The sequence below is a fragment of the Guptibacillus hwajinpoensis genome (assembly GCF_001039475.1).
GTDB lineage: Bacteria > Bacillota > Bacilli > Bacillales > Guptibacillaceae > Guptibacillus > Guptibacillus hwajinpoensis.
The window spans coordinates 1-19,827 of the sequence record NZ_LELK01000009.1 but is presented as its reverse complement, the minus strand read 5'-3'; the positions used below and the strand labels follow the sequence as shown (position 1 = coordinate 19,827).

The 19,827-nt window shown below is 38.1% G+C and carries 21 protein-coding genes; 14 read left to right on the top strand and 7 right to left on the bottom strand.

The features are described from left to right. The first annotated feature begins 210 nt into the window (after window positions 1-210). From AB986_RS18385 to AB986_RS18365, 5 genes are all read left to right on the top strand, one after another. Window positions 211-1,815: a cation:proton antiporter gene (locus tag AB986_RS18385; RefSeq protein WP_048313087.1), complete on the top strand. Its 1,605-nt coding sequence runs from the start codon at window positions 211-213 to the stop codon at window positions 1,813-1,815. 201 nt (window positions 1,816-2,016) lie between these two features. Continuing rightward, entirely contained in the window at window positions 2,017-2,523 is a 507-nt protein-coding gene (locus tag AB986_RS18380; protein WP_048313086.1) for a GNAT family N-acetyltransferase, read from the top strand. 383 nt (window positions 2,524-2,906) lie between these two features. Next, window positions 2,907-4,148 carry an ATP-binding protein gene (locus AB986_RS18375; protein ID WP_084006646.1) on the top strand — a complete coding sequence of 414 codons (1,242 nt, stop codon included), beginning with the start codon at window positions 2,907-2,909 and terminating at the stop codon, window positions 4,146-4,148. Between the two features lie 133 nt (window positions 4,149-4,281). After that, a complete protein-coding gene (locus AB986_RS18370) occupies window positions 4,282-5,490 on the top strand; it encodes a S1C family serine protease (RefSeq protein ID WP_048313084.1) in 1,209 nt (402 codons plus the stop codon). Window positions 5,491-5,632: 142 nt separating this feature from the next. Then, window positions 5,633-6,697, top strand: coding sequence for an SDR family oxidoreductase (locus tag AB986_RS18365; protein WP_048313083.1), 1,065 nt, complete (start codon window positions 5,633-5,635; stop codon window positions 6,695-6,697). A gap of 14 nt (window positions 6,698-6,711) precedes the next feature. Here the strand turns inward: AB986_RS18365 and AB986_RS18360 are convergent, their stop codons facing one another. Continuing rightward, window positions 6,712-7,374: a queuosine precursor transporter gene (locus tag AB986_RS18360; protein WP_048313082.1), complete on the bottom strand. Its 663-nt coding sequence runs from the start codon at window positions 7,372-7,374 to the stop codon at window positions 6,712-6,714. Between the two features lies 1 nt (window position 7,375). Further along, window positions 7,376-7,783 carry a preQ(1) synthase gene (queF, locus tag AB986_RS18355; protein ID WP_048313252.1) on the bottom strand — a complete coding sequence of 136 codons (408 nt, stop codon included), beginning with the start codon at window positions 7,781-7,783 and terminating at the stop codon, window positions 7,376-7,378. Between the two features lie 273 nt (window positions 7,784-8,056). Between queF and AB986_RS18350 the strand changes: the two genes are divergently transcribed. Then, window positions 8,057-8,560: a YtxH domain-containing protein gene (locus AB986_RS18350; protein ID WP_048313081.1), complete on the top strand. Its 504-nt coding sequence runs from the start codon at window positions 8,057-8,059 to the stop codon at window positions 8,558-8,560. A 79-nt stretch (window positions 8,561-8,639) separates the two neighbouring features. Here AB986_RS18350 and AB986_RS21905 read toward each other — a convergent pair whose 3' ends face one another. Then, window positions 8,640-8,729, bottom strand: coding sequence for a YjcZ family sporulation protein (locus AB986_RS21905; protein WP_084006645.1), 90 nt, complete (start codon window positions 8,727-8,729; stop codon window positions 8,640-8,642). Window positions 8,730-8,826: 97 nt separating this feature from the next. Continuing rightward, window positions 8,827-9,552 carry a glycerophosphodiester phosphodiesterase gene (locus tag AB986_RS18345; RefSeq protein WP_048313080.1) on the bottom strand — a complete coding sequence of 242 codons (726 nt, stop codon included), beginning with the start codon at window positions 9,550-9,552 and terminating at the stop codon, window positions 8,827-8,829. A gap of 158 nt (window positions 9,553-9,710) precedes the next feature. On the opposite strand from AB986_RS18345, the gene AB986_RS18340 reads away from it, so the two are divergent. After that, the gene (locus AB986_RS18340; protein ID WP_053216252.1) at window positions 9,711-10,043 is read left to right on the top strand and encodes a YmaF family protein; all 333 of its coding nucleotides are present in this window, start codon (window positions 9,711-9,713) and stop codon (window positions 10,041-10,043) included. Between the two features lie 98 nt (window positions 10,044-10,141). Here the strand turns inward: AB986_RS18340 and AB986_RS18335 are convergent, their stop codons facing one another. After that, a complete protein-coding gene (locus AB986_RS18335) occupies window positions 10,142-10,924 on the bottom strand; it encodes a carbon-nitrogen family hydrolase (protein ID WP_048313079.1) in 783 nt (260 codons plus the stop codon). 108 nt (window positions 10,925-11,032) lie between these two features. On the opposite strand from AB986_RS18335, the gene AB986_RS18330 reads away from it, so the two are divergent. Next, entirely contained in the window at window positions 11,033-12,205 is a 1,173-nt protein-coding gene (locus tag AB986_RS18330) for a pyridoxal phosphate-dependent aminotransferase (RefSeq protein ID WP_048313078.1), read from the top strand. Window positions 12,206-12,270: 65 nt separating this feature from the next. Here AB986_RS18330 and AB986_RS18325 read toward each other — a convergent pair whose 3' ends face one another. Further along, entirely contained in the window at window positions 12,271-12,789 is a 519-nt protein-coding gene (locus tag AB986_RS18325; protein WP_048313077.1) for a GNAT family N-acetyltransferase, read from the bottom strand. 107 nt (window positions 12,790-12,896) lie between these two features. Between AB986_RS18325 and AB986_RS18320 the strand changes: the two genes are divergently transcribed. Continuing rightward, a complete protein-coding gene (locus AB986_RS18320) occupies window positions 12,897-13,778 on the top strand; it encodes an alpha/beta fold hydrolase (RefSeq protein WP_048313076.1) in 882 nt (293 codons plus the stop codon). A 6-nt stretch (window positions 13,779-13,784) separates the two neighbouring features. Here AB986_RS18320 and AB986_RS18315 read toward each other — a convergent pair whose 3' ends face one another. Next, a complete protein-coding gene (locus AB986_RS18315; protein WP_053216251.1) occupies window positions 13,785-14,867 on the bottom strand; it encodes an ATP-binding protein in 1,083 nt (360 codons plus the stop codon). 213 nt (window positions 14,868-15,080) lie between these two features. On the opposite strand from AB986_RS18315, the gene AB986_RS18310 reads away from it, so the two are divergent. The 5 genes from AB986_RS18310 (at window position 15,081) to AB986_RS18290 (ending at window position 19,533) form a co-directional block, all read left to right on the top strand. After that, window positions 15,081-16,253, top strand: a complete 1,173-nt coding sequence (locus tag AB986_RS18310) for an MFS transporter (protein ID WP_048313075.1) — start codon at window positions 15,081-15,083, stop codon at window positions 16,251-16,253. Window positions 16,254-16,433: 180 nt separating this feature from the next. After that, on the top strand, window positions 16,434-17,261 hold the full coding sequence (locus AB986_RS18305; protein ID WP_048313074.1) for a hypothetical protein: 828 nt from the start codon (window positions 16,434-16,436) through the stop codon (window positions 17,259-17,261). A 71-nt stretch (window positions 17,262-17,332) separates the two neighbouring features. After that, the gene (locus AB986_RS18300) at window positions 17,333-17,653 is read left to right on the top strand and encodes a hypothetical protein (RefSeq protein WP_048313073.1); all 321 of its coding nucleotides are present in this window, start codon (window positions 17,333-17,335) and stop codon (window positions 17,651-17,653) included. A gap of 46 nt (window positions 17,654-17,699) precedes the next feature. Beyond that, complete coding sequence (locus tag AB986_RS18295) at window positions 17,700-18,038, top strand: CHY zinc finger protein (protein WP_048313072.1); 339 nt, start codon at window positions 17,700-17,702, stop codon at window positions 18,036-18,038. A gap of 175 nt (window positions 18,039-18,213) precedes the next feature. Beyond that, window positions 18,214-19,533 carry a TrkH family potassium uptake protein gene (locus AB986_RS18290; RefSeq protein ID WP_048313071.1) on the top strand — a complete coding sequence of 440 codons (1,320 nt, stop codon included), beginning with the start codon at window positions 18,214-18,216 and terminating at the stop codon, window positions 19,531-19,533. Window positions 19,534-19,827 lie beyond the last annotated feature (294 nt).

The window sequence follows — 19,827 nt, the reverse complement described above, 5'->3', positions numbered from 1 at the left end:
GGGACTAGCGGGACAGGTGAGACCCCACAGGAGCGTAAGCGACGAGGAGGCTCACCGCCCGCCCCGCGGAAAGCGAGTATCCTGGAGCGGAAATTCACCTACTATAGCAACAATGTCTACGAAAAGAGCCTTTTCTTTTTATCCCGAGATTTTCCATTCTTATGACATTTTGGTTATACTATTAGAACAATAACTAATCGGAGGCGGATTATGGAACATTTAGATATGCATCACATATTCGAACTGGGATTAATTCTGACGATGATAGCAGCGGGTATCACAGCAATCGCTAAGAAGCTTAAACAGCCATATCCGATTGCACTTGTAATTATTGGAACGCTAATTGGACTTTTGAATATCCCAGTTCTCGAACCACTTAAGATGTTTATAACGGAAGGAGATATTTTTAATTTCGTGATCTTAACCATTTTCCTTCCAGCATTATTAGGTGAGGCTGCTTTAAAGCTCCCGTTCTCTCATCTCAATGAGAACAAGAAACCAATTATCGCTCTTGCATTTGGAGGGACGTTTCTTTCCTTTATAGTGATCGGGTTTTCTACCCATTTTTTGCTCGGTCTATCAATACCAGTAGCGTTTGTATTTGCTGCCTTAATGAGTGCAACAGATCCTGTTAGTGTTCTTTCGATCTTTAAAAGTATGGGAGTGAATCACAAGCTTTCTACAGTCATTGAAGGCGAGAGTTTATTCAATGATGGACTTGCTGTTGTCCTTTTCAAAATATCCGCTTTTTCTCTTCTTACCTATATAGATATGGGAATAGGTGGGCTAACTAGTGGTTCATTCGAGTTTATTAAAGTTGTTATCGGAGGTTTGCTTGTTGGTGGTGGACTTGGATATGGAATTTCCATTCTGACTAAGTATTTTGATGACTATCCACTTGAAATTATTTTCAGTATCTTATTGTTCTATGGATCATACATAATTGCAGAAAGTATTCATGTATCCGGCGTAATCGCTGTTGTTGTAGGGGCGTTAACGTTTGGTAACTTTGGCTCAAGAGTTGGTATGAGCCCAACGACGAGGTTGAATATTAATAATTTCTGGGATGTTGCAGCGCTTCTTGCAAACTCGATTGTATTCTTAATGGTTGGATTAGAAATTACTAGGATTAATTTCTCAGATCAATGGGGCACAATAGGTCTTGCTCTACTTATTGTCTTAATCGGTAGAACGATAGCTGTTTATGGTAGTACTTTACCAATTAAAGGTTTGTCGTGGTCTTGGAGACATGTTCTGAACTGGGGTGGGTTAAAAGGATCTTTATCCATTGCGCTAGCTTTAAGTCTTCCTGGAGATTTTGCTGGAAGAGATACGGTTCTTATTCTCACATTCAGCATTGTTCTCTTCTCGCTTGTCGTACAGGGATTAACGATTAAACCGCTAATTAGTTACTTTGGATTAAGGGCAAAGCATAGCGGTTCAAAAGAGTACGAAGACATTGTGGCTAACTTACACCGACATGAAGCAGGTATTGCTGAAATTAGAAAACTGAAAACCCAGTTATTTGTTCCAGAACCAGTGTATTCTGAAATGCTAACCAGTTATCAAAGTGAAATTGATAAGAGCCATACTGAACTTGATCGGCTGCTTGAGGAAAATCCTGCCCTCAAAACGAGTCAATTAATTACGCTTAAAAAGCATTCGCTTTATGCACAATACGATAAAATAACGAAGCTTGAGCAGGGAGAAATCATTTCAGGTGAAGTGGCAGGAAAGTATAGAGAGATACTAAACAATGGTCTTGCTGATCTTGAAGAAACAGATATTGTTAAAGATTCAAAAAGAACTGACTAAGTTGCTACGATTTGTGGCAGCTTTTTCTTATGAACTGCATATCCTATTAAAGAAAGGGACAAAGTAACACAAAAATGAATATTCCGTTTATTTACGAATGTTAGGGGTATGGTTTACAGTAAGTAAAGCATTAAGGTATAGTGATAAAAGTCATTTTCATACTACAAAGAAAATAACTCACAAGGAGGATTTTTGAGGAAAATGCCTTACCTTCAGACCGATCGTCTGACCATTATTCCTTTTTCCTTTGACTTAATCAAAGCGATGGCCAATAAGAAAGAACTAGAAAAGCTTCTAAATGTTGATGTTCCAGAAGAATTCGAAAATGTTCAATTTGAGGAATTTCTTCCTTTTCATTTAAACGATTCATCTGTTTCAAGAGTGAGTCAATCATGGGAAGGTGTTCTTATTCACACAAGTGATGAAAAAGTGATTGGTACGATGGGATTTAAGAATGTCGAATCGTCAGCTAATTTAGAAGTCGGATACCAACTTATACCAGCATATCGAAATAAGGGGTACGCTGTTGAAATGGCCAATGCGCTTGTCAATTGGGCGTTTCCAGAGAGAAAAACAGACAAAGTAGATCACATTGAAGTAAATGAAATCATGAAGCGATTGGGGTTATCTAGACTTACAGTAGAACCCTATTTCGTAAAAGATCGAATAGATGAAGAAAAGCTTAAAAAAGAAAATGAATATATGTAAAATCCTGCAAATCTTGCAGGGTTTTTCTTTTGGATACCCTCTTTCAACTCGTCTCTTTTCTAAAGGTTCTTTTCTAAAAGATTGTTGCTTTTGAAAGAATTTCTTATATAAAAAGCCACACTTAGCTAATTGGAGCGGAAGGATGCTCGACTCCTGCGGGACTAGCGGGACAGGTGAGACCCCACAGGAGCGTGAGCGACGAGGAGGCTTACCGCCCGCCCCGCGGAAAGCGAGCATCCTGGAGCGGAAATTAACCCACGCTTATAGCAACAAAGTATACGAAAAGAGCCTCCAACTTTGAGGATTTTTGTCGAAAAAATTATGCTATAATAAGCATTGTTTTGTACAATTTACAACTAATACACAAGATGTAAGGTGATCTAATGAAAATGGTTCCTCGCACAAAAATTGATGTAAAAGAAGAAAAAAAAGCTAACACATTATTCTTTGTCTTATTCTATTTAACATTTATATTATTTGATACATACAGATTTGGTATTAGACCTATTCTAAATCCAGATTCAGAACCGGTTATATTTAGTAGTTTAACTATGATGATCACGTATATCGTCATTTATATTGTAACAGCAGCTTTGTTTCCTTTATCAATCTATCTTTCAAAAAAACAGAAGCCTTTTGTCGTGAAGTATTTATTTTTCTTTGTGTTCCTAGCGGGTGCACTCACAACTGAAATGGTAGAATACTTTGGAACAAACAACGTTTATGCAAGTGGAAGTCCAGTAGAATTGGTTTTTGTCTTATTTTCACCAATTTTTGTAGATCGAATGTATTATTTTGTGATTGTCATAGGGTTAGTATGTAAGTATGCTCTTATGGGGATTTTCACTTTTTCCCCTGAAGTCGCCTTTCCTATTATGCTATTGTTGTTATTCTCGGTAGTCACATTCATCATTCTAAATCGTTTCATAAGTTATCTTAAGGCAGTTGAGAAATCCTACGAACATTCTTCTCACAATGAAAAGCTAGCATTTATTGGACGAATTGCGACTGGTGTTACTCACGAAATTAAGAATCCTCTTACTTCATTGAAAGGGTTCGTTCAGCTACAGGAAGATGAACAAAAGTATAACCAAAAGCACTCAAAGATTATGTTACAAGAGTTAGATCGACTAACTATTATTGTGAATGACCTGATGATTCTCGGTAAGCCGCAGGCAATAAACCTTAAATCAATTGACCTATATGAGTGTGTGAGATACGTAGTTGATCTGTTTCAGCAAGAGGCTGAAAATAAGCAAATAACAATTTATACGCATTTTGAAGAGCAAGGACAAGTGTTGGGAGACGCTGGCAGAATTAAGCAAGTGTTGCTTAATATACTTAAGAATGCAATTGAAGCGATGCCTAGCGGAGGAGAAGTTAGAATTAAGTTAGTAAAAGATCAAGAATGGACGACTGTTCAAATAATTGATAGAGGGATTGGGATCCCTGAGAAGGATATACCTAATCTTGAAAAAGCCTTCTACTCTACTAAAGAGAATGGGACAGGTCTTGGGCTAATGGTTAGTTATAAAATTATCGAAGAGCATAGAGGCAAGATTCGAATTGATAGTGAAGTAGGCGTGGGGACCACCTTTTCACTTTGTTTTCCCACTCCCAATTAATAAGGTGAAATAACGTAGAACTATCAAATAATATCTAACAATATCAAAACTCTCACATATTTGTGTTATGACCCACATCTCTCGTTACAATAGATTTATAAACAAATCAAAGGGGAGAAAGGGTGACCAGATAATGGGTTACTATGATGATAATAATATGAAAACAAATAGGCAGTCGAAAAGAGGGAGGAGCTGGTTCCTTCCGAGCACATTTGGCGCAGTGGTAGGGGCATCAGTAATGCTTGTCGCAGGCCCTTTTGTTACAAATATAGAGCGACCTTCTTCAAATGAAGCAGCAGTAACAACGACAGCAAATAAAGATGCAACAGCATCAAATGTTTCGTATAACGTATCATCTGACATCACTTCTGCTGTCGAAAAAGCACAGGATGCAGTCGTTAGTATTACAAGCTATCAAGGTGGTTTTTCCCTTGAGGATCCTGGTAATCAGTCAGGTCAGGCCGCTTCTTCAGGTTCAGGTGTCATATACAAACAAGAGAACGGCAAAGCCTATGTTGTCACCAACAACCATGTCGTTGAAGGGGCATCCTCAGTGGAAGTAACGTTAAGCAATGAGAAGAAAACGGAAGCTCAAGTACTTGGGACAGATCCATTAATGGATCTAGCTGTTCTTGAAATTGATGATGAGAATGTCGAGAAAGTCGTTGAGTTTGGGTCTTCAGATCAATTGAAAACAGGTGAGCCTGCTATTGCAGTCGGTAATCCGCTAGGTTTTCTAGAAGGATCGGTTACACAGGGAATCATCAGTAATCCGAACCGCTCTATTCCAGTAGATCTTGATCAGAATGGACAACCGGATTATGAAGCAGATGTGATACAGACAGATGCTTCGATTAACCCAGGAAACAGCGGTGGTGCTTTAATTAATATTAAAGGGCAATTAATTGGCATTAACTCCTCAAAAATTGCAGAAGCTTCTGTAGAAGGTATTGGATTTGCCATTCCTATCGATGATGCACAGCCAATTATTAAGCAGCTTGAAGAAACAGGTGAAGTGAAACGACCTGTAATGGGAGTGACACCTGCTTCACTTGCGGAAGTACCTACGCAATATTGGACAGGAACGTTGAATCTTCCTAAAGACGTAGAAGCAGGAGTTGTACTCATGGCCATCTCTCCTAATTCACCTGCTTCAGATGCAGGGTTAGAAGAAAGAGATGTTATTGTGAAATTAGATGATAATGAGATCAACACTTCTGCTGAGCTAAGGAAGTATCTGTATTCTAGTAAACAGGTAGGCGATGAAATGAAAGTATCATTCTATCGTGATGGCAAGCTTCAAACCGTTACCATGACACTAGCTAACCAAAATGGTATATAAGTAATTGAAAACCGTCATAATTGGCGGTTTTTTTGTTTGCACTAAATCTCTTTTTGCACATTCAATTTCTTAACTGGCAGGAATTGGAGTGTTTTTGTCCAATTATAGTCTTAAACGAATGTGATACGGAAGGAGTACGCTCATGAGTATCTATTTCATTACCGGTTTTCCGGGATTTCTTGCTATCCATCTTGTTGAAGAATTAAGAAAGCAGAATCCGTCTGCTTTCTTCTACCTACTTGTCCAAAAGGATCAATTAGAAAAAGCGCAACTGGTGAAAGAGGATCTAGAGCTATTCAATGCTCAATTAGTTGAGGGTGATATTACAATGAGGGGCTTAGGCATTGATCCAGTTAACAGAGAGGTAATCAATGAAACTGTCACACATGTTTTTCATCTTGCTGCTATTTATGATCTTGCTGTCTCTCTAGACATAGCCTGGCGTACAAATGTGGAAGGAACAAGTCATGTGGTTGAGCTTTGTGAAGACTTAGCAAATCTCAAACGTTTTATTTACTTTAGCACAGCTTTTGTCTCTGGCTATCGAGAAGAAACGATATTTGAGCACGAACTAGGCAAAGATCAAACGTTCAAAAACCACTATGAACATACAAAATATGAAGCGGAAGTCATCGTATCAAACTCTTCGCTTCCGAAAACGATTGTGAGACCGGGCATTGTAATTGGAAATTCAAAGACGGGGCAGACTTCTAAATTCGATGGACCTTATTTCATATTACGTTTTCTCGATCAAGTTCAAAGATTGCCAATCCCATTCATCGGAAAAGGCGACGCTTTTGTTAACCTTGTACCCGTTGATTTTGTTATTTCTGCGACAACATATCTTGCACATTGTGATGAAGCTGTAAACCAAACGTTTCATTTAACAGATCCGGCTCCATATCCTGCTAAAAAGTTATATGAGATGTTTTGCGAGCTTCTTCTTCATAAGAAACCTTCCTGGGTACTGCCTAAATTTATTGTTCAGAATGCCTTATCAGTAAAAGCACTTCGTAAGCGCCTTGATGTAGTTAAAGAAACCATTGATTATTTTGAATGCAATGCTCATTATGATAGTACTCGCACAACCGAATTGCTCTCAAGGGAAGGAATTAATTGTCCTGATTTGAAGGATTATATTGAGGAAATTGTTCACTTCTACGTTCACAACCGAATTGATCATGAGAAAAAACAACCAATTCAATAGACAAGCCTCTGGAACTAAGTTTCCAGAGGCTTGTCTATGTTTAATGGCTTTTGCTCTTGATCCTGATTCGTAAGTCTAGTTAGCAAATAGAAGAGTGGTGTATCTAATAACGCGAGTGCCATCTTGATAACAAATTGTGATAAGATCATAACCCATATATTTGGTACAGTACCAATAAATGCAATGGTGATAAATATCGTTGTGTCGATCAACTGAGAGCCAAAAGTACTGGCATTGTTCCTAAGCCATTTGTGACGCTCTGCAGTTCGTTGTTTAATCTTTGAGAAGATGTATACATCCACATGCTGTGATACAAGATAAGCAACAAGACTTGCGAGAACAAAACGATAGTTCTGCCCAAGAAGTATTTCGTACGCTGCCTGGGTATCGTAGGCAAATGGAGCAACTGGTAGAAGCATACCTAGGAAGATCATGATGCTTGCAAAGATTTGAGCTGCAAATCCATAACGAATCGTTCGAGTAGCTTCTTCTTTTCCGTAACGCTCATGAATGATATCCGTAAAAAGAAACGAAAAGGCGTACATAACGACTGCAGCTGGAATGACGAAATTTCCGATCATTACCACTTTGCCTGCAAGTACATTTGCAATCACGATTGAAGTGGCAAATAGTACATTGAACAGAATAAGACTACGGTCGATGAGTTCACTATTCATATTAAGAGTTAGGCTTCTCTCGCACAGCGGTAGTTTTTAGTTCAATACCACCACGAGCAGATTGATACACGGTAATGGTTACTTTCAGTGGATCTATGGCGTACACCACATCATCAGCAATACGAGCTGCGAGCGTTTCACAGAAGCTACCTTCGTCGCGATAAGACCACAGATAGAACTTTAGTGATTTGGATTCAATACATTTCTCGTCAGGGACGTAAGAAATTTCAACACGTCCGAAATCAGGCTGTCCTGTTTTCGGGCAAACCGCTGTGAATTCAAGTGCGTTGAACGTGATTTCCTGTACGTTAGGTGCATCAAATGCTTCATTCTTAATTACTTCTCTTGCCTGTTCTACACTTTCTGGTCGAGGCATCGGGCCAGATGATGGTAGCCAAGCTTTATCCATACTAGTCAATTTAAATTCCTCCTTTAGTTTTGATGAAGCAGGAAGGTTACGAACTGCTGTCATACAACGCTGTCTATTATAACAGAGGCGCATTAGTATGCGAAGAAGGAAGTTCATGTCAAATTTCATCCAAGGTCCGATTGGTTCAATTAACCATTAGAGGAGAAAAGACTTCCTCTAATGGAAGTTTCACTTTTTTAGTTTAGTATTCACCACAAAGGGAAAGAAAAAACTAGCTAAGTAAACCAAGATAATAATATAGGAGGAATAGTCATGCAAACAACAACTACAGTTAACGAAGAGAAGAATGGTAAGCTTGTAAAAGGTATTCTTGTTGGTGCAATTGTTGGTGGAGCAGTTGCAATGCTTGATTCCACAACACGTAATAAAGTGCGTTCAACTGCTGGCAACGTAAAGAGTTCATCGCAAGGATTCTATACACGTGTTAAAGAGAACCCAAGTGAAGTAAAAGATGATTGGATGGATCGTATTCAATCAGCATCCACAGTACTTAAAGAAGCGATGAATGATGCACAGTCTCTTTACGAGAAAGTGAACGATGAAGTAGTAGATCAAGTCAATCAAGTGAAAGAAGACTCAACTGAAGTTCTTTCAACTGCAAAAGAAGCAGGAGAAGATTTGAAGGATATCGGAAGTAAGGTTAAGGACGCGGGACAGGAAGTATCTGGCGATGAAGGATATGAGCCAACAAATGTACCAGGAAGTGAAACTAGAACGCCAGGAAGTACTTCAGCAAATCCTAATACAACGTTGTAATTAAAATAATAAAATGTGAAAAAGGCTTCCGCTCTAATTGGGCGGAAGCCTTTTTTGGATGTCATCACTAATGTTTCAATTAAGAAATATACGATGCACCAATGATAATTAGAAGAATAAATAGAACTACAATTAACGCAAAACCTTGACCATATCCGTATCCACTCATGATAAATCCTCCCGTCAATGTCCGTTGCTTCCTTACTAACCTATGTTGATGAGACCCATTGCGGAAGTAGGCATACGCACATTTTGGGTGGGCAGAGTTAGAACGATTGAATAGAAGAGGCTGGAAAATCAGAGAATATGGCATCGCAACCAAGCTTTTGCGCTTTCAGAATCTCTTTCCGGTCATTGACTGTATATGCTCGAACTGGAATTCCTCGTTTCTGAGTGTGTGCCATTAAAAACTCGTCTATCGCTTGCCATTCAATATGAAGGCCATGTGCTCCGACACTCTTTAAATAGTTCCAAGGTTCAACTAACTTTTCCATAAGCAGGATAGCCGTTTCAATATGTGAATCTTTTTGTGCAATGTTTTTGACACTATAGTGATTGAAAGATGAAATAATACAGCGATCTTTCAGTTGATAATGGTTGAGGAGGGAGAGTACTTTGTCTTCAATACCATCATAAGAAACGTAACCAGTCTTGAGTTCAATGTTAAGAGATAGCGATGTAGAAGCTATCCATTCAAGTACCTCTTCAAGTGAGGGGATAGTTGTTCCTTGAAAACGACTAGAGAAAAAATGCCCTGCATCAAGTCGAATTAACTCATCATAAAGGTAGTCCTTAACCCATCCAACTCCGTTGGTTGTTCGATCAACGCGTTCATCATGGATAACGACTGGAACACCATCTTTCGTTAATTGAACATCCAGTTCAATACCGTTTGCTCCTGCTTTATGAGCAGCTTGAAAAGAAATTAACGTATTCTCAGGATGTGTTCCCGATGACCCACGATGTCCAAAGATTGTTAAAGAAGATGTCATACTTCACCTCTTTCGATTATTTCAATAATAGTTTCTTTTACAATTCGATGATGTAGGTGTTCTTCCTTTGGTTGATTACGTTTTAATTTAAAAAATTAGCATTTATACTGAAATTCCGCATAGATGTTTCTATAAATAAGGGAGGGAGGATCTTTCTAATGAAATGGAACGCCTTACCCTTTGCACATTCACATCATTTTAAAGGTCGAATTGAGATCCGTAATAACCATAACCATTCACTACTTTTGGGGTTTTCTTTTCCGGTGAATGGCAGTGCATATGATCAGCATGTGCACCAAATTGAAGGGTTAACGATTGAGGAAGACGGACACCAACATAGATTTAGTGTTCAATCAGGACCACCAATTCCACTGTATTCAGGAGAACACTTCCACAATTTTAATGGAGAGACTTTTTCTGCAGATAATCATAAACACTTTTTCTCCGGAAGAACAGGTTCGCCATTAGGGAATTATCCTATTGATTGGTAAAAGGGCGATACTAGTGCTTCGCCCTTTTTGTTATATTTTAATGCTTCGTTTAGTCTGGTAGAACATGAATGCAAGGGCTCCTTGAGTTTCTAGGGATATCAATTGTACATATCTGGGCGGCGATCTTCGAAAATCGGAATGCGACTTCTGATTGCCGTGATCTCGTCTTCGTCAATGGAACCTACTAAAATTGTTTCATCGGTACCTGCTTCAGAGATGACCTTGCCCCATGGATCAATAATTAAGGAGTGACCACCAAACGCATTATCAGGATCTGAACCTACACGATTACAGGCTATCACATAACACTGGTTCTCAATGGCGCGGCTAATAAGTAGCGCTCGCCAGTGGTCTGTTCGCTGTTCCGGCCATTCCGCAGGTACAAATAATACCTGAGCACCTTCAATGGCATGAAGGCGAAGCCACTCTGGAAAGCGAATATCATAACAGATGAACCCTGCGCAAGGGAGGTTTTCTAGTGTGAAATGGCTTTTTGTGTTTCCGGAAACAAGATACTTTTCCTCGTTCATTAGACGGAAAAGATGTGCCTTGCTATATTCGTGAACAAGCTGCCCTTCTCGGTTGAATACAAGCATGGTGTTTGTAACTTCATTGTGTTGCTGTTTCGCAACTGAGCCTCCTACAATGTTGACATTATGTTTTTTAGCGAGGTTTCCTAGAAAAATGATTGACTTTCTAGCGTCTGTATCGCCAATTTCATCTAGTCTAGATAAGTCATATCCCGTTGACCACAATTCTGGCAAAACAATGATATCTGGTTCACTAGATACAGCTTCAGATACTAGTTGTTTCACTTTTTCAAAATTCTTCTCAGGACTTCCAAATGCAATATCAAATTGCAACAGGGCAAGTTTTTTCATTCAATTGTCCTCCTTGAACTTTTAGAAAATTCACTTTACATGATTGTGTATCCAAGATAACATAAACTACTAGAATTTCACGAATATTTTAACAGGATGTGACGACATATGAAACAGTTTCAACCTTCAGATGCAATCAAGCGTTTACCGGAACAATTTTTTGCTAAGCTTGCAGGGAAAGTGAACCGCTATGTAGAGGCAGGATACGACATTATTAATCTAGGTCAAGGAAATCCTGATCAACCTACACCGCGGCATGTAATCGACGCCTTACAGGCTGCTGCGGAAAAGCCTGCCTATCACAAATACCCGCCTTTTCGAGGGCAGCCTTTCTTGAAAAAAGCCGCATCTGAATTTTATAAGCGCGAGTTTGGAGTCGATCTTGATCCAGAAACAGAAGTAGCAGTCTTGTTTGGCGGGAAGGCTGGGCTTGTTGAAGTTAGTCAGTGCTTATTGAACAAAGGAGATGTAGCTTTAGTTCCAGATCCAGGCTATCCGGATTACTGGTCTGGTGTTGCGATGGCTGAAGCAGACATGCATATGATGCCGCTACTTGAACAAAATGATTTTCTACCTGACTATGAAGCTATTCCAGAAGAATTACTTTCAAAAGCCAAGCTAATGTTCTTGAATTATCCGAATAACCCTACTGCTGCTCAAGCGACCGAAGCTTTCTTCAATGAGACAGTATCATTCGCCAATGATCAAGATTTATGTGTTGTACATGATTTTGCTTATGGAGCGATTGGATTTGATGGAGAACGCCCGAGAAGCTTTCTTGAAACGAAGGGAGCAAAAGAAGTAGGAATTGAAATTTATACGCTTTCGAAGACGTACAATATGGCAGGTTGGCGCGTTGGTTTCGCTGTTGGGAACCCATCTGTCGTTGAAAGTATTAACATTCTGCAGGATCATTTCTATGTTAGTCTATTTAGTGCGGTCCAAGAGGCTGCTGCAGAAGCGTTACTCGGATCTCAAGAGTGTGTCGACGAACTGCGTGCTACATATGAGTCAAGACGAAATGTTCTTATCAACGGATTACATGACATTGGATGGGATGTAACTTCACCATCAGGATCTTTCTTTGCGTGGTTAAAGGTACCTGATCGCTTTACTTCAGAACAATTCGCTGACTTCCTATTAGATAACGTACAAATTGTAGTCGCGCCAGGTAATGGATTTGGAGAACATGGTGAAGGATACGTAAGAGTCGGATTACTAACATCTGAAGATCGACTAAAGGAAGCCGTTGAACGAATCAAATCGCTCAATCTTTTTTAAAGGAAAACTCATAAATAGAAATGAAAAGCCGTGATATTCACGGCTTTTGCTGTTGTGTTAGGCATCTATTTATTCGTAAGCAGTAAATTCAAATCATCCCAGCCAAATGCTGTTTCCTTTAATGTTTTTCCTCCAATTGTAACCTCTTCCTCTGCAATATGAGCTGGCAGAAAATGTTCGTAAAAGTGTGCGGCAGGGTTCCCATTCAACACCCATACAAGCATAGACTGAAACCCTTCTTCTAATAAATGTTCGGCAATTTGACCGATTAACTGTTTCCCTCCTCCTTGCCGCTGAGCTTCTTCCAACAAGTAAATGGCATAAAGTTCACTATCGTAATGGTAGTTCTTGTTTCTATTTTTACCACCGTTTGCGAAACCAACAATCTTGTTCTCATCATTCACGATGACAAAGATGGTATTTCCTTCTTCTAAGGACTTTCTCCACCTAGCTTCACGGATTTGAACATCAAGTGAAGCTAAATAATCATCAGGAATAAGACTTTGGTATGTCGTTCTCCAGCTGTTTACATGAACAGTTGCAATTTCGGAAGAATCTTTCGTTACAGCTTTTCTTATTTCCATCTTATACCTCCCGATGCGTTAGTATCTTAACAAACTCATTTCGAGGTAGAGGGAATGATTCCTTCTAGTCGAATAGGTTAATTATGGACAAACGAAAGGATGATCGCATGGAAAAGTTTAATATTATGGTTTATGGAGAAAAGGTACATGGTGTCAAATGGGGAGACAAAACGAATCCCAATGTGCTTTGTCTCCATGGATTGACAAACAATGCTTTAGGATTTAATGAAATGGCTGAAAACCTTAAAGAAGATTTTCACGTCATCTCTATTGATCTACCAGGGCATGGGAATACGACCGGTTTTAAAGATGAACAGTCTTATTTTTTTGACTCAATGTGTACATGGCTTCATACCATCATCTCGAGCGTAAGTAATTCGCCATTGTATATCATAGGTCATTCGTGGGGTGCTGCTATAGCGCTGCACTACTGTAGTCGGTATCCACAAATGGTAAATGGAATCGTCATGCTCGATGGAGGTTATGTTCAACCTTCAGATGATCCATCCACCAAACTTGAAGAATTATTAGAAGGCATGTCCGAATGGGTAAATGAAAACCAGTTTAGATCAATAAAAGAATATGAAGATAAGAAAAGAGAAGAAATCGGAAGGTGGAGCAGTGAAATCGAGCAAATGGTTCATGCCGACATGTGTATTGAAAGTAATCACGTTAGCATGAAGGCGAGTGAAGATACAGTACGAGCAATTATGAAAGCGTTATATTTACAGCCGTTTCGTGAAGTACTAAGGGATGTTGACGCACCCGTTTATCTTTTAAGAGCAACACAGCCACCTGAAGCAGAAGCCATAAGAAATGAAGGAGCAGATTTATTAAGAGCTAAGTTAAAAGGTGATTGTCGGATTAGCCCAATACCTGAGACTGGTCACGTGCTCCACTGGCAAAAGCCTGTTGAAGTTAATCAAGAAGTCAAGAGTTGGTTAATTGCTCAGAATTCGCATCAATTAAATGTACACAACCCCCGTTAAAGGGGGTTAGTGTGATGGTGTTTTGGGGAGAGTAATTGAAACTCTTGTACCTTCTCCAGGCTTACTTTTGATTTCTAAATGGCCACTATGTTGATCAATTATTCGTTTACATACGGGAAGTCCGAGTCCGGTTCCATTCTTCTTTGTCGTAAAAAAAGGCGTTCCAAGATTCTTAAGTTCAGCTTCGGATATTCCTGCTCCATTATCAATAATGTGAACAATTAATTTATCCTCTAATGCTTTTCCTTCAATCGTAATTTCTCCATTCTCATTTTCCTTTGATATGGCTTCCATAGCGTTTTTAATTAAGTTAATGAAAACCTGTTTTAACTGATTGCGTTCACCATAAACGTGAGATCGTAGCGAGAAATAGTCTCTCTTTAAAATAATGGATTCCATGTTCGCCTCGCCACAAAGAAGTTCAATAACCTCATCTAATAGCTGATCAATTCTTTCATAAGTAAAATGAGATTTAGTAGGTTTCGCTAGAATAAGGAACTCATCAACAATCTGTTCGATTCGATGAAATTCAGAATCCATCACTTGAATGTACCGATCAACTTCTTTATTTGTATTTTTATAATCGATCAGTTTTAAGAAGCCTTTTAATGAAGTAAGTGGATTTCGTAACTCATGTGCAATTCCAGCTGCGAGCTGGCCAACGACTGATAATTTCTCGGATTGAACAATCTGTTCTTCATTTAATCGTTTTTGAGTAATATCTCTCGCTGTTCCTATAAGTTTTGATACAGAACCATCTACTACTATGGGAACTAGCGTAATGTCGAACACTCTGTATCCTTGTTTAGGTAAGTTGTATCCTTCTTCAAATTGAATGGGTTGTTTGGAGAAAATAGCTTCTTGAAATCGTCTTATCGCCTGTAAACCTTGATCGCCTCCAAGAAATTCTTCTACTCTTTTACCTGAAAGGTCATCTTTAGAGGTATTGTAATTCGATAAATAAGCTTCGTTCACAGCTTCAATTTCAAAATGGTGACGATCAACAACGTGAATTTGAAAAATGAAGTCTGAAAGATGATGAAATATCAGCTCGATTTCTGAAATAGCTAAATCATTTCCGTTTTCCATAGAAATCCTCCATTATTTGCTTTTGGGATAGCACTAAATTGGATATTTCTACAGGATATTCATATTCACTCTTAAAAATGTTATGAATTTAGAAAACAGTGTAGTTATGTGTAGAAAGATACACTTCAGTATGAATGGAAGACATTGCTATTGCATTGGCTATGCTATAGAGTTATTGAGAACACGATTTGGAAAGAGAGAGGTGCTCTTTAGGTGAATAAAAGGGATTCAATTTTTTATCTTAGTTTATTTTTGTTCTTTTTTCATGCTTCAAACACAATCATTATTAGCTACATGCCTGTCTATTTTCAACATTCTGGTATGTCAGAATCCAAAATAGGATCCATTCTTGCTATCGGTCCATTAGCAGCTATTCTCGCTCAGCCATTCTGGGGCTACATAAGTGACAAAAATGGAACGATAAAAAAGGTACTACTAGTTACGTTAATTGGAGTATTTATTGTTAGTGTCTTTCTCCTCACAAGTCAAACTTATGCATTTATCTTAATATCAGCTGCTATTTTCTATGTTTTTATGTCTCCTACAGGAGCACTTGGTGATAGCCTTGCGGTTAAAACAGCTGCTCAGTTTAATAAGAACTTCGGTAGTATTCGTACATGGGGATCAATTGGGTTTGCTTCTTCTACACTTCTTGTCGGTCAGTTTTTCTCATTTGCTGGAATTGAATTCATCCTTCTTCCTTTTTTGTTTATGATTACAATTGCCTTTTTAACTGCTGCGAAAATATCAGATGTAAAGACGGTTAATAAACCTGTGACTATTCTGGATGCAATAAGGATAGGTAAGAATCCAAGATTTCTTTTTTTTCTTGTTTCTATTATGTTTTTGACAATTCCTCATAGGGCAAACGATAGTTTTATCGGAATCTATATGACTGAACTCGGAGGCAAAGAGTCTCAAATTGGGATAGCGTGGTTTGTCGCTGTCGCAAGTGAAGCTGTTATTTTTGCAACAAGTCATTATTGGTTTAGAAAATATAATGAAGTAGTGTTTATTTTCATAGCAGGTTTGATCTATGCAATAAGATGGATCATTCTTGCTTATGTTACAGGACCAGTAGGAGCGATCCTTATGCAGGTTCTTCATGGTGTTACATTTGGCGTGTTTTATGTTTCAGCCTTTCAATATGTGACTAAATTGGTTCCGATCAATTTGCAAGCGACGGGCCATTTACTTTTTATCTCTGTTTTTTTCGGCTTATCAGGAATCTTGGGATCATTGTTCGGAGGTATTATCTTCGAAGAAGATTCTGGTTCTGCTTTATATAGCTTAATGGGGTACATGTCTCTAGTTGGTTGTGGTGTTCTACTTGTTTACATGTTTTTCGATAGAAAAATGACTAGATCAAAAACGAGCTATGCTTAGGATGGGGAACCCCATCCTTTTTACATTTGATGTCAATTATTTCTTACCCAAGTTTTCATTATTTGAAACTGTCTTAAACGGACTCTTAAAAAGATGAAGAGATGGTTAAACTAATTATGAAAAACAATTGTCCAGAGAAAAAACGAGTCCTATGATTATCTAGGAAATGGTGAGAAAAAGATGGCAAACTATATTCCATACCTATTGTTAACAGTAATTAGTATTGGTGTCCTCTTATGGATTTTTATTAGCACAAAAGATTTGTCTTATTTAGTGTATTACTTTTTAATTGCTGGCCTGGCTTATGTATTTGAATATATCATTTTAATTCTAATGAACAGCTATACGTACAAACCTCATCTTGTTTCAATTGGCGTTTATGACAGTATTCTAGGAGATTTGTCTTCACAAGCCTTTTCAGTTCCTGCTGCAGCTATCCTAGTAACTGTTTATCAAGTCCGACTGAAGGGCGTACTTCCACTTGTTATTCTTTTTATGGGAATAGAGAAACTGTTTCTATATCTAAACATCTATGATCACAATTGGTGGCGTACGTATTATACTGGAATCTTTCTATTCCTAACATTCTTTCTGAGTAAATGGTTTTATAGGATGATTATTAAGGTTACACTTCTTCGATTTGTGGCGCTTTTCTTTTCGTTGATTTTCTTTCTTTCTAACGGGCTGTTTCTATTGTTTTTAGTTATGCCTGAGGTTCATTTTGAAGTAGGATGGTTTGAGAACAGCTACAGAGATAATATCGCATTTTCTACACTATTGATTATAGGTGAATCTTTGTTACTTACCCTTGCTCTTTACATTAGAAGATACAGCGTAATAGGAATATTGTTTTTGTTTACTCTTGTTCACTACTACTTCGTTCAGGTTAGTGTGTTTCATGTATCGAATGAGTACGTATATCTAATTCTTATAGGATTAACAGTATCTTCGTATTTCTTTATTTTATGGGGAAATGACATTTGGATAAAAAAACAAATGAAAATGTAATATAATGTAAAGAGGCTGAATGCTACCGATGGAGAACATGGTTTAGTGATGAAACATTAGGAGGCTGAACCATGATCAGTATTTTCAAGGGAAATGAAGAGCGTTATTTAGGATGGCATCAACTAAATCCAGAGGGATATGTTTTTAATCATTTTAAAGGTTCAGATCCAGGATATAACAAAATTCATACAGCAGACTGTCGGACGCTATGGCGGGAGAAAGATCATGGAGCTAGAACGAAAGTGGAGAAAATATGTTCAGACAATCTTGAAGAACTATTGAATATGAGTGATGTTATTAGGAAGAACAAAGGGTATTCGCTTTGTAAGATATGTATGAAAGAAGAACAAATAAAGCGTTTGAGATCAATTGCTACCTTTCTATACCGTTAAAGTTGTGAATAATGAGAAGTTTTATACGTGGGTGAAGGGGTTGTGAATGAACATGAATTCGATTCAAATTAAAGGGAAATTATATGATGACGAAACAAGGTGCGAACATTATCATAGTTATCTAGATATAGTTGCGATTAAGTTCTACTGTTGTAATGAATACTATCCTTGTATTACATGTCATAAAGAAACCGCAGGTCATGAAGTTCACGTATGGCCAGATGACAAGTTTAATGAGAAAGCAGTAGCATGCGGAAAATGCAAAACGGAAATGACCATCCATGACTATCTTTCATCTGATTCGCAATGCCCCTATTGTAAAGCGAAATTTAACGAAGGTTGTAAGCTTCATCGACACTTGTATTTTCAAGCAGAAAACAACTAAATAATGTTCTTTACTTATTCTGATACTTCGATGTATTATTATTTCAATTATTAGAGAGTAGTGAGGGACAAACTCATGAAAAACACAGCGCACCTGTGTTTTTATTTTGTTATTCTTTTTTCAAAATCCTACATTCAATAATCAAGTGTATCTTTAGAGGAAGAAGGGCTCAAAAGTGAAAGCTGGCAAAGCGCTATTTAATCCACCTCGTGCTTTACTTATTCTATTCCTTATTGTTAGTACGCTTGGGACAATGTTGTTAAAGCTCCCACAAGCTACAACTACTTCTGTAACGTGGTTGGATTCTTGGTTTACAGCCATATCTGCTATTACAGTAACCGGACTTGTGGTTGTGGATACTGGTTCAACGTACACGATGTTTGGCGAAATCGTTATTTTGTTCCTCATCCAAGTCGGTGGCCTTGGTATCATGTCTTTTGCCATAATCATTTTTATTCTAATCGGAAAGAAGATCGGGGTTTCAGAAAGGTTATTGATTTCACAGTCACTGAACCAAAAAGGATTGGGAGGAGTCATTAAACTGGTAAGGAACCTTTTTATCTTCTCTCTATTAATTGAAGTTATTGGAGCAGTTATTCTTTCGGTCAGATGGATGCCGGTTTACGGAGTAGGGAACGGAATATACGCCGCTATCTTTCATTCCATATCTGCATACAATAACGCCGGTTTCTCTATATGGGCTGATAGCTTATCAGCATATGTAAGCGATCCGATAGTGAATATAGTAATCACATTGCTATTTATTCTTGGGGGAATTGGTTTCACTGTTTTAATAGATTTAAAAGAAAAGAAACATTTCCGGCATTTAAGCTTACACACCAAGCTAATGGTAGTAGGGACTGTCGTAATAAATCTAATCGCTTTTTTCATAATCCTTACGCTAGAGTGGAATAACCCTGCAACACTAGGTCCGCTTAACGGAGTTGGAAAAGGGTGGGGGGCATTCTTTCAGGCAGTATCGCCGAGAACAGCTGGGTTTAATTCAATTGATATCGGAAGTATGGAAGAAGCCTCATTATTTTTCACAATGTGTTTAATGTTTATAGGAGCAGGGAGCGCTTCAACAGGTGGAGGAATAAAATTAACAACCTTCATGGCTATGCTTTTGTCCGTAAACACTTTTCTAAAAGGAAAAAATGAAATTACAGTCTTTCACAAAACATTAGCGTTTACGGTTGTCATAAAGGCGCTTGCAATAACAGTGATATCCACAGGTGTTGTTTTCTTAGGAGTTTTTATTCTTGAACTCACTCAAGAATCGTCGTTCATGGTTAATCTTTATGAAGTTGTGTCTGCATTTGGAACTGTTGGACTATCAATGGGGTTAACTACTCACCTTAACGGTATAGGAAAAGTTACGCTGATTATTATTATGATGGTAGGTAAATTAGGTCCATTAACACTTGCCTTCATCTTCGCTTCAAAGAGGACTCCTAAAATTAGATATCCTAGTGAAGAAGTTCTAACTGGATGATTTAAAACGACCTTTACAATATGTAAAGGTCGTTTTAAATTATTTTAAGATAATGGTTGACGATACTTCGTGTGGGTGGTAAGATGAATCTTGTCACTTCGAAACAACATATTGCTTGCGAAAATAACTTATAAAAGTTATTGACAAAATAACGTGTTGTTGGTAAGATAATAGTTGTCACTCGGCGAAATAAACCGAGGTTGATAGAATGAAAGACAATCGATCTTTGAAAACTGAACGAAACGCCATGTAAGTAGTTGTTTCTACGGAAACAAAACATTGTTTTAAAAGCTA

What these genes read in the sequence shown, in the direction of transcription:
- AB986_RS18385 (WP_048313087.1), top strand. Translation starts at nt 211, where the DNA reads ATGGAACATTTAGATATGCATCACATATTCGAACTGGGATTAATTCTG.
- AB986_RS18380 (WP_048313086.1), top strand. Translation starts at nt 2,017, where the DNA reads ATGCCTTACCTTCAGACCGATCGTCTGACCATTATTCCTTTTTCCTTT.
- AB986_RS18375 (WP_084006646.1), top strand. Translation starts at nt 2,907, where the DNA reads ATGAAAATGGTTCCTCGCACAAAAATTGATGTAAAAGAAGAAAAAAAA.
- AB986_RS18370 (WP_048313084.1), top strand. Translation starts at nt 4,282, where the DNA reads ATGGGTTACTATGATGATAATAATATGAAAACAAATAGGCAGTCGAAA.
- AB986_RS18365 (WP_048313083.1), top strand. Translation starts at nt 5,633, where the DNA reads ATGAGTATCTATTTCATTACCGGTTTTCCGGGATTTCTTGCTATCCAT.
- AB986_RS18360 (WP_048313082.1), bottom strand. Translation starts at nt 7,374, where the DNA reads ATGAATAGTGAACTCATCGACCGTAGTCTTATTCTGTTCAATGTACTA.
- queF (WP_048313252.1), bottom strand. Translation starts at nt 7,783, where the DNA reads ATGGATAAAGCTTGGCTACCATCATCTGGCCCGATGCCTCGACCAGAA.
- AB986_RS18350 (WP_048313081.1), top strand. Translation starts at nt 8,057, where the DNA reads ATGCAAACAACAACTACAGTTAACGAAGAGAAGAATGGTAAGCTTGTA.
- AB986_RS21905 (WP_084006645.1), bottom strand. Translation starts at nt 8,729, where the DNA reads ATGAGTGGATACGGATATGGTCAAGGTTTTGCGTTAATTGTAGTTCTA.
- AB986_RS18345 (WP_048313080.1), bottom strand. Translation starts at nt 9,552, where the DNA reads ATGACATCTTCTTTAACAATCTTTGGACATCGTGGGTCATCGGGAACA.
- AB986_RS18340 (WP_053216252.1), top strand. Translation starts at nt 9,711, where the DNA reads ATGAAATGGAACGCCTTACCCTTTGCACATTCACATCATTTTAAAGGT.
- AB986_RS18335 (WP_048313079.1), bottom strand. Translation starts at nt 10,924, where the DNA reads ATGAAAAAACTTGCCCTGTTGCAATTTGATATTGCATTTGGAAGTCCT.
- AB986_RS18330 (WP_048313078.1), top strand. Translation starts at nt 11,033, where the DNA reads ATGAAACAGTTTCAACCTTCAGATGCAATCAAGCGTTTACCGGAACAA.
- AB986_RS18325 (WP_048313077.1), bottom strand. Translation starts at nt 12,789, where the DNA reads ATGGAAATAAGAAAAGCTGTAACGAAAGATTCTTCCGAAATTGCAACT.
- AB986_RS18320 (WP_048313076.1), top strand. Translation starts at nt 12,897, where the DNA reads ATGGAAAAGTTTAATATTATGGTTTATGGAGAAAAGGTACATGGTGTC.
- AB986_RS18315 (WP_053216251.1), bottom strand. Translation starts at nt 14,867, where the DNA reads ATGGAAAACGGAAATGATTTAGCTATTTCAGAAATCGAGCTGATATTT.
- AB986_RS18305 (WP_048313074.1), top strand. Translation starts at nt 16,434, where the DNA reads ATGGCAAACTATATTCCATACCTATTGTTAACAGTAATTAGTATTGGT.
- AB986_RS18300 (WP_048313073.1), top strand. Translation starts at nt 17,333, where the DNA reads ATGATCAGTATTTTCAAGGGAAATGAAGAGCGTTATTTAGGATGGCAT.
- AB986_RS18295 (WP_048313072.1), top strand. Translation starts at nt 17,700, where the DNA reads ATGAACATGAATTCGATTCAAATTAAAGGGAAATTATATGATGACGAA.